Here is a 12,988-nt window from a genome sequence, read left to right as displayed (position 1 = left end):
GGCCGGAGGTTACGCCCAGATGGGCAGTATATATGGTTGCTGACGGCACACGTCTATCTTTGGGCCCCTGTAAGTAACGCTGCCCGTGCCCGATTTTCCGCTGCCCCCGTCTGCTCCCATTCTGCTGCTCGACCTGCCTGCCCAGCATGCGCCTATCCGGGCCGAGCTGGATGAGGCCCTACGCCAGGCGCTTGATGAAGGAGCCTTTATTCAGGGGCCGACTGTGCAGCAGTTTGCGCAGGAACTGAGCCACTACCTCGGCGGTCCGCACGTGGTGCCCTGCGCCAACGGCACCGATGCCCTGCAGCTGGCCCTGATGGCACTTCGCCTGCCGCCCGGCTCCGAGGTGATTGTGCCGGCCTTCACCTACGTAGCTACGCTGGAAGCCGCCGCCGTGCTGGGCCTCGTGCCCGTGCCTGCCGATGTGCAGCCCGATACCTTCAACCTCGACCCGCAGGCGGTGCAGGCGGCCATTACGAGCCGTACCGGCGCCATCGTGGCCGTGCATCTGTTCGGGCAGTGCGCCGATCTGGAAGCGTTGCGCACCCTCGCCGACCAGCACGGCGTGGCCCTGATTGAGGACAACGCGCAGGCTATCGGGGCTACGTTCACGACTAGCCGCGGCGAAACCTGGGTGGCGGGCACAGTAGGAGAGGTGGGCACCACGTCATTCTTTCCCAGCAAAAACCTCGGCGGCTTCGGCGACGGTGGTGCCTTGTTTACGCGCGACGAGGCCCGCGCCGCTTACCTGCGCCAGCTTGCCAACCACGGCCAGACCCGCAAATACCACCACGAACATATCGGCCTCAACTCCCGCCTCGATACCCTGCAGGCCGCGCTGCTGCGCGTAAAGCTGCGCTATCTGCACCAGTGGACTGCCGCCCGCCAGCAGGTAGCCGCACACTACGACGCCGCGCTGGCCGGCCTGCCAGGCCTTTCGATACCAGCCCGCGACCCGCGCAGCACCCACGTATTTCACCAATATACCCTCACAATAACCGACGACGAGCCCGGCCGCCGCGACGCGCTGCAGCAGCACCTGGCCGCGCACGGCATACCCAGCCAGGTATATTACCCGCTGCCCACTCACCTGCAGCCGGCCTACCACTACCTGGGCTACCGCGCCGGGCAGTTTCCGGTGGCCGAGCGGCTGTGCCACACCGTGCTGTCGATACCCATCCACCCCACGCTCACCCAGGAGCAGGTGGCATATGTAGCGGCGGTGGTGCGGGCCGGGGTGTAGCTAGTATCCCGAAGCGGCGCTTCGGTCCACCGGGGTATACCGCTCAATTCCGCGTTGTGGGGCCGAAGCGCCGCTTCGGGGTACTGCCTTACATTGCCTTGGCACTGTTTTTTCTTTCCGCCGTATAGACACCACTTTTCCACGTCTCTACTTTCTCCTTATGCGCCGTTCTTTTCTGACGCTGCTCCTGCCGCTGGCCGGTGTAGCTGCTCTCACCACCGCCGCCATCAACAAGCCAGCTCAGTTCAGCCTGTTCTCTATCCAGCAGGATATCGAGCTGGGCGCCCAGGTGGCCCGCCAGACCGACTCCACGTACCGCGCCAAAGGCCAGCTGATGGAGCGCTCCAGAAACGCCCGCGCGTATCAGCTCCTCGACGGCGTGGTGAAGCGCGTGCTCGACAACGGCAACCTCAAGTACCGCACGCAGTTCCCGTGGGACGTCAAAATTATCAAAGACGACCAGATCCAGAACGCCTTTGCCACGCCCGGCGGCCACATCTACGTGTTTTCGGGCCTGATTAAGTTTCTGGATAACGAGAGTGAGCTGGCCGGTATCCTGGGCCACGAAATTGCGCACGCCGACCGCCGCCACAGCACCCAGATTCTGCAGAAACAATACGGTACCAGCCTACTGCTGGGCATCGTGCTCGGCAACCGCTCCTCCAGCCAGCTCGTGCAGCTGGCCGCCGGCATCGGGCAGCTCAAATTCAGCCGCGACTACGAGCTGGACGCCGATAAATACTCCACCATCTACCTCAACGGCACCCGCTACTACGACTGCGACGGGGCTGCCGGCTTCTTCATCAAGGCCGAAAAGCAGGGGGGGGGCGGCACGCCCGAGTTCCTAAGCACGCACCCCAACCCCGGCTCGCGCATCACCAACATCCAGAAGAGCGCCCAGGCCCTGGGCTGCGCCAGTCGCACCGTCAGCAACACCAGTTTCAACGAGCTGAAGCGGCTGCTGTAAGCCCGCCTGCCGCTCACCCGCCACGCAACAAAGCCAGTTTCAGCCCTTCCGCAGGCCCGAAGCTGGCTTTGTTGCGCTACGCCGATACCTCGTACCCAACGGTTTCCACACCGTGCCCAACGACTTCCGGGCCGTCACCAACGGTTCCAGACCTTCACCAACGGTTCCCGAGCCTTCACCAATGGTTTCCAGACCTTCACCAACGGTTTCCGGGGCGTCACCAACGGTTTCCGGGCCGTCACCAAACACCTCCGGGGCATAGCGAGGTAGATGAAGGAGAAGCGCACGTTTTTTCGCAGCTTGCCGAACTTTCCTGTGCCCCGAACCCCGCCTGCCTTGGCTGATTCCCTTCCTGACGTTCGTTTCGTAATCTGTGGTGTGGGCCACATCGGCCACCGCCACGCTGCCCTCGTTTCGCGCCACCCCGGCGCCACGCTCACCGCCCTCATCGATGTGCGGCCGGAGCTGCAGGCCGGGCTGGCCGCCGAATTTCCCGGCGTCCCGTTCTTTCTCTCCCTCGATGACTACCTGCAGCACGGCCCCGCCGCCGACGTCCTGACCGTGGCCACACCCAACCATCTGCACGCCCCGCAGGCCATTCAGGGCCTTCGGGCCGGGCTGCACGCCGTGGTCGAGAAACCTATTGCCTTGCGCCGCCGCGATGCCGAAGACCTCGTGCACACGGCCCTGCAAACCTGCCGCCTCGTGTTTGGCGTGATGCAGAACCGCTATTCGCCGCCCGCCGCCTGGCTCAAGCAGGTCTACGACGAAGGCCGCCTCGGTGATATTTACCTGGTGCAGATCAACTGCTTCTGGAACCGCGACGCCCGCTACTACAACGCCGGCGGCTGGAAAGGCACTAGGCAGCAGGATGGCGGCACGCTCTTCACCCAGTTCAGCCACTTCGTGGATCTGCTCTACTGGGTGTTCGGCGACATCGACAACATCCAGGCCCGCTTCCGCGACTTCAACCACGCCGCCCTCACCGACTTCGAGGATTCCGGCCTCGTCACGTTCGATTTGGTGCGCGGCGGCAGCGGCACCCTGCAGTACAGCACCGCCGTCTGGGACCGAAACCTCGAAAGCTCCCTCACGGTGGTAGCCGAGCGCGGCAGCCTGCGCCTCGGCGGCCAGTACATGGACAAAGTAGAGTACTGCCACCTGCAGGACTACCAGCTCCCCACACTACCGCCCACCAACCCTGCCAATGACTACGGCCCCTACCAGGGCAGCGCCGCCAACCACGTCCAGGTCATCGAAAACGTAGTAGACACTATCCAGAAGCGCGGTTTCGCCACCACCAATGCGCTGGAAGGAATGAAAGTCGTGGAGATTATCGAGCGGATTTACGGGTTGAAATAGACAATACGATGAAAATAAGATTTGTCGTATCAATAGGTTTTCTATTCATCCCGGATTATTCTTCAGCTCAAACTGCCAGCTATGAACAGGTAGCATTTGACTATTTTTTTGATTCTATATACTCATCATAGCAGGTTAATAGAGTAAGTTTTAAGGGTAAATGGGCTTTTTCAGGCGCAGTCGATGACAAGGCCATATAATGCTTAGGTTCCTTGTTTTAAGGAAGAAGGTTGGAGTACTGCAAAGATCTTATGTAGTGCACTTGATAGTGTTGGAAAGTGTCTTGATGCGCGGCCAGTATCAATCAATGCTGCAGAAGGGAAAGAATACTTACGTCTAAAACATCTATGGCTACATCGCAATAAATCGATGTCAATCTCTCAAGAATCGGCTATAGCAACAAAGCATTATGTAAGAATAAATCTTGTTAAGACTCGAAACTTCACGACTTCTTATTTGATTGAATTAAATGAAAACAAGCAAGTAGTTAGATGGTGTTCGCGCTGGGACGTGTGGTAGGTAATGTTGTGAAGCAACGAGATATTGATATTGGGCTTGAAAATACTTTGCCTGAAAAAATAAATTTAATTGAATAGAAAGAATTGTAGAAACATGCTCAACCCCGACCAACCCGCCCGTGACGAGCTGCATGCCTGGCAGCAGAAGATGCAACGGCCACCTTCGCTGCTGAACCGGGTGGCGCGGCGCGTGCAGGCACGGCTGAATGCGTTGCTGCCAGAAAAGGTACACGTGGCCATTACTGCGGCCATTAAGCAGATGGTGCGCGGCGTGTTGTTCGGCTCCGAGTACGTCACGCAGAAGCCGTTGCCGCAAGGCACGCTGGCGGAGCGGGAAGAGGCCGTGCGCCGCCGCATCCGGGCCTACCGCAATACGGCCGCCGCCGAAGGAGCGGTAACAGGCGCGGGCGGCTTCCTGCTCGGCCTCGCCGATTTTCCGCTGCTGCTCAGCATCAAGCTCAAGCTGCTTTTCGATGTGGCGGCCCTCTACGGCTACGATGCGCGCGACTATTCCGAGCGGGTGTATCTGCTGCACATCTTCCAGCTGGCCTTCAGCAGCCAGCACACCCGCAACGAAACCTACCAGCACCTCACCACCTGGGAAACCTACCGTCACACCCTGCCGCCCGACGCGCACGACTTCGACTGGCGCACCTTCCAGCAAGAGTACCGCGACTACATCGACCTCGCCAAAATGGCCCAGCTGGTACCCGTTATTGGGGCGGCGGTAGGGGCAGTGGCTAACTACCGCCTTCTGGAGCAACTCGGCGAAACTGCCATCAACTGCTACCGCATGCGCTGGTTTGAGGGCCAAGAACCGAAAAAAGAGTTGTTATCCTGAGCGGAGCGAAGGACCTTATCACGCCCCCACAAGTATCAACGGCGTCGGGCATAATAAGGTCCTTCGCTCCGCTCAGGATGACTCGGTATTTTCAAAAGACCAAAGCACAAAAGAGCCCCGCCAATGCTGGCGGGGCTCTTTGCTTATTCACTGCGAAAACTAGCCTTTGGCTTTGCGGTGGCCTTTATGCTTTTCGGCCTTTTCGGCGCGCAGCTGGGCGTATTTGGTGTATTGCTCGGCGCTCAGGATTTGTTTGAGCTGGGTTTCGTACCGCTCCTTGCCCGCCTTCATTTCCTGGTGGCGCTGGGTTTTGTCGGTGGTGGCAAGCTGGGTGCGCTTGGCCTCCATTTCCTTGTACCGGACTATGTGCAGCTCACGCACCTGCGCCGTCTGAGCGGCAGACAAGCCCAGTTGCTTGGTGAGGCGTTGCGCGGCGTGGTCGGCGCGCTGCTCAGGCGTTTTCGGGGTCTTGCCGGCTTGCTCCATTCTGGCCTTGCGGTCGGGTTTGGAGGTAGCCGTCTGGGCCGAGGCCACACTAACCGAGAATGCAAGAGCAGCGAGCAGAATGAGAGACTTTTTCATGGCTGAAGTATTTGAATTGTTGAATTTGAAGAGAAGAGTGCCCGCTGTCTGGAGCGAGCTTTTGTGCTTGTGAAATGCCTGTACGCAACTCAAATGCCAGTTTTTTTCAAATCGAACAGTCCGGGTAAAATAAAAAAAAGTCAATACGGAGTTTAAACCTTGTTCGCAATGCGTAGTCGGGCCTGCACAAGCCGGCCAAAACCGGAACTATCACGCCGGTTTGTAAATCCGCGCCGGCCGAACGTACCTTTGCCGCATCAATTCTTTACCGACAAAGGATTGTTTTTATAAAGAGGCGCTGAGAGACAGGCTCGATGAAGCGTCGGCAACCACCCGGACACTGCCGGAACGGTGCCAATTCCTGACCATATAAAAACAAGTTGCCGTGGATTTCCTGCCTCGCCTTACTGCTCGTTTCGTTGTTTCTGCTACTTCTCTGTGCCTTCCTGTGGGCGCTCAGGGCTGTTGTAGCGCGGGCTGTTGTTGCTGCTGAGTGCCTCTGATCCTGCTGTTCGGGGCTGTTCCTTGTCGGCTGGTAATGGGCTAGGCTGATGCCGGCCTGCGTTTTCTTCACCTGTATTTTCTGGTTGTCCGGTCCGTTTGCTCATGCAGCAAGCGGCCCTGCGCTTCTGCCCGTTGTGGAAGGCGCCGGCCTGTTCACTGATCCGCGAAGCTACGCTTCGTGCTGCCGTCTTGTATGCTTAAAAAATCCTTGGAACTGCTCCGGCAGGAAGCGGCCGAAACGGGCGCTAACACCCTCAAACGAAGCCTGAACGGCTTCAATCTCATCACCATCGGCATTGGTGTCATTATTGGCGCAGGCCTGTTCTCACTCACGGGCATTGCGGCTGCCAACAACGCCGGGCCGGCCGTTACGCTTTCCTTTATTGTGGCGGCAGTAGGCTGCGCGTTTTCAGCGCTGTGCTACGCCGAATTTGCCTCGATGGTGCCCGTTTCGGGCTCGGCCTATACCTACGCCTACGCCACCATGGGCGAGCTGTTTGCCTGGATTATTGGCTGGGACCTGGTGCTCGAATACTCGGTGGGGGCTGCTACGGTGGCCATCAGTTGGTCGCAGTACCTGCTCAAATTCCTGAGCAACTACGGCATTCATGTGCCGCCGCAGCTGGTGATGTCGCCGTTCGAAACGGCCAAGCTCGCCGATGGAAGCATCGTACACGGCTTTGTGAACGTACCGGCCATGCTCATTGTGCTGGCCATTACCATGATTATTATTCGTGGCACGCAGGGCTCAGCGTGGTTCAATGCGCTGGTAGTCACGCTGAAAGTGGCCGTAGTGCTGGTGTTCATCGGGCTGGGCTGGCAGTACATTGATCCGGCCAACTACCAGCCGTACATTCCGCAGAATACGGGCGTGTTTGGCGAGTTCGGCTGGAGCGGTATTCTGCGCGGGGCCGGCGTAGTATTCTTCGTGTTCATCGGCTTCGATATCGTGGCTACCATGGCGCAGGAAACCAAGAATCCGCAGCGCAATATGCCCATCGGTATCATCGGCTCGTTGGTGGTGTGCACCATCCTGTTCGTGCTGTTTGGCCACGTGATGACGGGCCTGGCCAACTACACCGAGTTCAAGGACAGTGCGGCACCCGTGGCCATTGCCATCGAGAAAACGCCGTATGCCTGGCTGTCATCGGCCGTGATTCTGGCCATAATTATCGGCTATACTTCCGTAATTCTGGTGGATTTGCTGGGGCAGAGCCGCGTGTTCTTCTCCATGGCCAAGGATGGCCTGCTGCCTCCGGTTTTCGCCCGCATTCACGAGCGGTTCCGCACGCCGCTGCAGTCGAATCTGCTGCTGGGGCTGTTCATTGCGCTGTTTGCCGGCTTTGTGCCGATTTCGGTAGTGGGCGAAATGACGAGTATCGGCACGCTGCTGGCCTTCGTGATGGTGTGCGTGGGCATCCTGATTATGCGCAAAAAGGAGCCCGACGCACCCCGCGGGTTTCGCACCCCGTTTGTGCCGCTGGTGCCCATCCTCGGCATCCTGACCTGCGTGCTGATGATGGTGTCGTTGCCGTGGGAAACGTGGCTGCGGCTAGCCGTGTGGCTGGCTATTGGCCTGGGCATCTATTTCGGGTACGGCCGCAAGCACAGTAAGCTGGGGAATGAATTAAAAATTAAGAATTAGGTTGTACATCCGCAGTAGCAGCCGGTGCCGTAAGGTTCCGGCTGTTTGCGTTGCGGGGTGGTTTGCACGTAGCTTTGGCCCTCGCTTTATCCTGCTTTTCAGTGGACGCTATTGTTACCGAAACGCCCGTTGTGGCCCCCAAATCAGCCATAAAAGTTTATCCAACCATCAAAGAAAGCTGGGGCTTTTTGGGTTGGTACCTGCTGGCTTTGATAATTACAGGTATTCCCTTGTATGCGGTTGCAAAAGGCGTATTTGCCCTGTCAGAATCGGTGTCAGGAATTCTGATAACGGTGGGCAGTAATCTGGTGCTGCTAGCTTTTCTGCGTTGGAAGGTCGGAAGCCGCGGTCAGTCTTTGCAACTCACTGGTCTGAGGCAAATGTGGCTACTCGCGGTGTTGCCTTTATTAGTGTTTGCATTCGGAATGGTGCTTACACTGAGTAGTTTTCTGCATTTGCCTGATTGGACGCATGGCGCGTTCGAGAAGCTGGTGCAAAAACCATGGATCACTCTTCCAATCGGGGTTGTAGTCGTACCTGTGTTGGAAGAACTGATTTTTCGTGGAGTATTGCTGCAAGGCTTGTTGCGCAACTACCGGCCGTGGATAGCTATTGGACAATCTTCCTTTCTGTTCGGACTCGTTCACTTCAACCCAGCTCAAAGTTTGAATGCTTGCCTGATTGGCATGTTGCTAGGCTGGCTTTACTACCGCACCCGCTCATTGTCGGTGGGCATAGCCGTACATGCATTAAACAACCTTTTGGCGTTTGCGGCCATCATTTGGTTGCCGAATGTGAAGGAGGCCGAAGATGTAGTAGACTTCCTTGGTGGTCCCTGGCTATATGGTGGTGTTGTGCTGCTTAGCGCCGCTGTATTGGCTATAATACTGCGTCAAGTATACAAAGCAACTGATTTGCGAACTGAAACCTCGTCAACAGAGGTTTTTGAAGTGCCCGCGGCAGATTTGCATTCCAGCAAGTAGCCTGATTTAAGAAGAAATAAGAGCAGAGAAATAAGTGTAGCCGCAGCCTATATCCGCTTCAATAGCTTCCGCAATACCTCGCGTACCTGCGGCTCGGCATTGGTAAGCAGCAGCAGGCCACCGTATACGGCCGTCAGCAGGGTGGAGCGCAGCAGCATTGTGACGAACAGCGAGTACACGAACGGCACCAGCCACGCGGCCAGACCAGCGGCAGCAGCCAGCAGCAGAATCAGGGGTACGCGCCGGTCGAAAGGCTGCAGGCCGAAGCTGTACCACACAAACCAGGTGCGGGCTATATTGATGGAAACCAGAGCAATGGCGGCGGCTACGGCGGCACCAGTCAGGCCCATGCGCGGAATCAGCAGCAGGTTCATGAGCACCGTGGCGGCGGCCAGCGAGGCATTGAACAGTAAATCGTAGCGATAGCGTGGCGACGTAACGACGATGAGCCCGTTCACGCCCGTAATGCCGTCGAAGAGGCGGCCGCCGAGCAGGATAAGCACCGACGTGGCGCCGGCCGCGTAGGCCGGTTTCATCTGGGCAAAGATGAAGTCGAGGTTGAGCGCAATGCCCAGGGCCAGGTAGCAGCCCAGCAGCGTGTTGAGGCGGGTGGTGCGCTGGTAGAAGTCGGCCATGCGCGGCAGGTCGTTTTCCTTCCAGTAATCGGCCAGCAGCGGAAAGGCAATCTTATACAGCGCCCGGAACGGCAGCACCAGCGCCGTGCTGATGAAAAACGCCACGCTGTACACGCCCGCCCCGTCGAAGTTTACCTTCGAGCCCACCATCAGCGAGTCGATGGTGGTGATGATAACGCCCGACACGTTGCCGAGCAGCGCAAACGCTCCGAAGCTGAGCATCTCGCGCAGTGGCCGTACGCCCAGCACCGCCCGCGTCGGCCGCAGGTGCAGCTCCCCGATGAAGGCCGTGTACACCGTGAGCAGCAGCGCAATACTGCTATTGACGCCGATGTACCAGAGCACGTAGCCATGAAAATCGAGATAGCCGCTGCCGAAGAGCAACGCGCCGGCCGTAATGAGCAGGCGCAGAACGATTTCCTGTGAGAAGGAGGAGAAGGCGGTGTGATAGAGGGCTTTCAGGTAGGCGTCCTGCAGATTAAGCAGCAGCGTGAACAGCGCCAGCACCAGGCCCCACACGTAATACTGGTTGAGCAACGCCGCGTCCTCGGTATACCAGCTCAGCACCAGCGGCTTGCCCAATAGATACAGGGCCGCTACCAGCGAAAAGCCCAGCAGCGGCACGCCCAGCAGAAACGGCAGAAACCCGTGGTGACCTACCTCGCGCTGCCGGAAATATGGGAAAAACCGGATGCCCATGTTGCCGAACCCGAAGGCCGACACCTGCGCAAACATAGTAGCCAGCGCCACCAGCACGCTGGTCAGGCCAATCTGGTGCGGCTCCAGCACTTTGGGCAGCACCAGCACCGTATTCACGAAGCCCAGCGCCAGCCCGATGTAAGAAATAACCGTGTTGCGCAGTCCCTGCCGCCGAACGATACCCAAGATGGTGGATTGGTGGATTAATGGATTACAACGTGGCGGATTTAGCAAGGCGGAACGGGGGAATTCAGCGTCAAACGCTCAATCCACCAATCCAGCACTGCACCAATCCACTACATCTTGGCCGTTGACGAAGGCCGTGTTACGGCTGCGAAGGTACTGCATCAGCTCGGCGAACTGGCGTGGGCCGGTCCTTTCGTTGGCGGGGTCAAAGTGGTCGTTGTGCCAGAGCAGCGTACAGACGCCTCCGAACCGCTCGATTTCCCGGAACATGGGCGTCAGGGCCGGCAGAATTTCGTCGGGGGCCAGTTGCAGGTAGTTGGGGTGGTGCAGCGTGGCATCCATGACATTGAGCGGGATTTCCAGGAAGTCGCAAGGCTTGCCGGTCTGGAAATCGAACGGCTGAAACGGTAAACAGTAGGAGTTGCGGAAGCCGTAATGCTCGGCGAAACCCAGCGTGGAATCGTAGGCTATTCCGGCCTCCGTCAGCACGGCAGAAGTAAGGCGCGGCTCCCAGTACAGGTAATGAAACCGGTTGCCAAGTACTTTTCCGGGTATCCGGGCGCGCTGTTTGCGCAGTTTTCGGGCATCAACGCAGGTGCCTATGCTCCCGTGCACCGCTAATTCAGACCCGGTTTTCACCAGTTGCGTAGCGCGCTGACGAACAGTTGCGGCTAGATAATCGGCATTGGGGGTTCCGTTGGCATCTTTTTGGTGCTCAGGCAGGAAAAAGAATGTGCTTTTCGCCCCAAACTCCGCTACCGTGCGCTGCACTAGTTCCAAGTTGTCCCAGGTATCGGGTTGGGTGAAGTGCTGCAACAGCTGCCGCCCGAAACTCAGCCAGTCGTGGCGCCGTAGGGCAGCCTTGGCCGGTGCTTTCCAGGCGCCGTGCAAACTGTCAATATCATGCGTAACGAAGGTGGCGAAGGGCGCGCCACCCGCCCAGCGACGCGGCGGCATTGGCTGGCCTGTAGCATGTTCCACGGCCGTTTTCAGCACGTCGAAGTAATAATTAACGACCGGCACGGCCACGAAACCATAGCGGTGCTGCACGCTGGCCGCAAACGGAAAACGGTCGTGTTGGTCCCGCTCGTCGGAGAAAAACTCCTGCCAGCCGCTGAGCAGGTAAAACGCCGCCGACACAACATCGGCATTGATGCGCGCCCGGCCGGCGGGCAACAGCTCCAGTAGCGGCTTGTCGGGGTGCGGGTCGAAGAAGAACGGCAGGCGCTGCCCGTGCCAGTCGCGCCAGCCAGGGGCGGCCGGGTAGGGGTTGGTTTCGCTGAAAAAAGTGCCGGCTGCCTCCGCCATTTCCACCTGCGGCTGCGTGGCCGCGTAGCCGATAGTTACTTCCGGTCGGCCATTGTAGGCCTGCCAGAAGTGGTGCAGCACGTACGCCAGCCGGCTTTCAGGCGTGGTAGCAACGACAGGAGGCAGCGGCGGAAGCATAGTTTCGGCAGAGAAGTAAGCCAGTAAAGTACCGGACTTTGGAGCCTAAAAGAAGATTGTCAGCTCAAGCTACAGTTTCCAGCCACTCATCCAGCAGGCGCGCGGCGCGCCGTTGGCTGTGGCCTTCGTCGGGAGTGCCGAGGGTGGCGTTGTAGTAGGCGGCTTTGCGGTACAGATCCAGCGGTTTGTGCTGCTGATAGCCGCGCAGCAGGGCTGCCAGCTCCGGTAGCTTGGCGGCGCGTGGCACCAAGCCGTGCGCCACATAGCCATAGTAGTCGTCGGCCACGGCGTGGGTGCCGAAGCGGAAATAGACACTCGCCAGATTCAGCAGCGTGGCTTCGAGGTGGGTGCTGGTGTCGGCGGCCACCAGCGCATCCTGCTGCTGCAGAAACTCAAATACGTTCTGCTGGCGGGCATCGGAGAACTGCAGCTGCGGGTGCTGCCGCCGCAGAAACGCGAAGTCGCGCTGGTCGCCGGGGTGGGGGCGGAAGGTGAAGGTGAGGTCCGGAAACTCGCCCAGCAGGTAGGCCAGGGTTTCGGTAATAGCCTCGGTGGTATCCAGCGTGTTGCAGGCTACGCCTACGCGCTGCACCCGCGTATTCTGGTTCTTTCGGGCCAGAAAGGAGTCTGCTTTGGGCATTCCTACCAGCGCCACGCGGCCGCGCACCGGCCCGCACTGCCGGTATTTGTCCAGCGCATCCTGGCCTTCCAGCAGGCTCAGGTCGAACCCCAGGGGCGGGAAGTTGGTACTGACACTGGCGTGCTGTACGTAGGCCGTGGGCACGCCTTCGGCGTGGCAGGCCACCAGCAGGGCGCGGGCGTCGTCGTTGTGGTCGTTGGCAAACACCACAGCCCGCGGCCGGTAGTGGCGCAGCGCCCGCCGGTACACCTCGTAGTAGCCGATGGCGTTGAAAATCAAATCGAAAAACCGCCAGGCCCGCTCGCCCTCCGTGTGCCGCAACGCCCGGTATACCTCCGGCAGCTGCCCGTAATACAGTAGCTTGCGCCGCAACGACAGCCGGTTTACCTGTCCGTTGTAGCGCCCGATTTCCTTGCTCTGCCCGGCTATCAGCACCGAATCGGGCCGGGTCTCCCGCAGAAAATACAGGGAATCGTAGTTGTTCTGGCTCACTGCGTATAGCCACACTGCGCCGCGCAGGTTTTCCGGGTTTCGGACGGGCCGGAACATATTGCCGACCAGCCGCAGCCCGGCGTAGCCCGCCACTTTCAGCAACCGTTTCAGCGGATTAGCCGGCGAAATAGGCTCCAGCATCCGGGCTGGCAGGGCCGCAAACAGGGACGTGAACCGCAACTGCAGAATGTCGTGCAGGCGGGCGGCGGGAGTGGGCGGAACGGCAGAATCAGGCATGGCCGGCG

The 12,988-nt window shown here is 59.1% G+C and carries 10 protein-coding genes and 1 riboswitch; of the genes, 6 read left to right on the top strand and 4 right to left on the bottom strand.

Annotated features, from left to right (window positions below):
* Positions 1-85 precede the first annotated feature (85 nt).
* From IC231_RS08240 to IC231_RS08225, 4 genes are all read left to right on the top strand, one after another.
* Positions 86-1,243 carry a DegT/DnrJ/EryC1/StrS family aminotransferase gene (locus tag IC231_RS08240; RefSeq protein ID WP_211538960.1) on the top strand — a complete coding sequence of 386 codons (1,158 nt, stop codon included), beginning with the start codon at positions 86-88 and terminating at the stop codon, positions 1,241-1,243.
* 160 nt (positions 1,244-1,403) lie between these two features.
* Positions 1,404-2,210 (top strand): M48 family metalloprotease, encoded by an 807-nt coding sequence (locus tag IC231_RS08235; protein ID WP_190784067.1) that lies wholly within the window; start codon positions 1,404-1,406, stop codon positions 2,208-2,210.
* Between the two features lie 336 nt (positions 2,211-2,546).
* Positions 2,547-3,572 (top strand): Gfo/Idh/MocA family protein, encoded by a 1,026-nt coding sequence (locus tag IC231_RS08230; protein WP_211538959.1) that lies wholly within the window; start codon positions 2,547-2,549, stop codon positions 3,570-3,572.
* 612 nt (positions 3,573-4,184) lie between these two features.
* A complete protein-coding gene (locus tag IC231_RS08225) occupies positions 4,185-4,931 on the top strand; it encodes an EcsC family protein (protein WP_190784065.1) in 747 nt (248 codons plus the stop codon).
* Positions 4,932-5,090: 159 nt separating this feature from the next.
* On the opposite strand, the gene IC231_RS08220 is transcribed toward IC231_RS08225, so the two are convergent.
* A complete protein-coding gene (locus IC231_RS08220) occupies positions 5,091-5,513 on the bottom strand; it encodes a hypothetical protein (RefSeq protein ID WP_190784064.1) in 423 nt (140 codons plus the stop codon).
* Positions 5,514-5,795: 282 nt separating this feature from the next.
* Positions 5,796-5,889: riboswitch (SAM riboswitch) on the top strand.
* Between the two features lie 321 nt (positions 5,890-6,210).
* Here IC231_RS08220 and IC231_RS08215 point away from each other — a divergent pair.
* Together IC231_RS08215 and IC231_RS08210 are read left to right on the top strand one after the other, a co-directional pair.
* On the top strand, positions 6,211-7,662 hold the full coding sequence (locus IC231_RS08215) for an amino acid permease (protein ID WP_190784063.1): 1,452 nt from the start codon (positions 6,211-6,213) through the stop codon (positions 7,660-7,662).
* Positions 7,663-7,736: 74 nt separating this feature from the next.
* Positions 7,737-8,645 (top strand): CPBP family intramembrane glutamic endopeptidase, encoded by a 909-nt coding sequence (locus IC231_RS08210; RefSeq protein ID WP_190784062.1) that lies wholly within the window; start codon positions 7,737-7,739, stop codon positions 8,643-8,645.
* A 47-nt stretch (positions 8,646-8,692) separates the two neighbouring features.
* On the opposite strand, the gene IC231_RS08205 is transcribed toward IC231_RS08210, so the two are convergent.
* The 3 genes from IC231_RS08205 to IC231_RS08195 form a co-directional block, all read right to left on the bottom strand.
* Positions 8,693-10,165, bottom strand: coding sequence for a lipopolysaccharide biosynthesis protein (locus IC231_RS08205; RefSeq protein ID WP_190784061.1), 1,473 nt, complete (start codon positions 10,163-10,165; stop codon positions 8,693-8,695).
* 78 nt (positions 10,166-10,243) lie between these two features.
* Positions 10,244-11,611, bottom strand: coding sequence for a DUF7033 domain-containing protein (locus tag IC231_RS08200; RefSeq protein ID WP_190784060.1), 1,368 nt, complete (start codon positions 11,609-11,611; stop codon positions 10,244-10,246).
* Between the two features lie 64 nt (positions 11,612-11,675).
* On the bottom strand, positions 11,676-12,980 hold the full coding sequence (locus IC231_RS08195; protein ID WP_211538958.1) for a glycosyltransferase family protein: 1,305 nt from the start codon (positions 12,978-12,980) through the stop codon (positions 11,676-11,678).
* Positions 12,981-12,988: the final 8 nt, after the last annotated feature.

This window comes from Hymenobacter duratus (assembly GCF_014698995.1).
Classification (GTDB): Bacteria; Bacteroidota; Bacteroidia; order Cytophagales; family Hymenobacteraceae; genus Hymenobacter; species Hymenobacter duratus.
The sequence above is the reverse complement of the archived record's forward strand: the minus strand, read 5'-3'. Positions and strand labels throughout refer to the sequence as shown.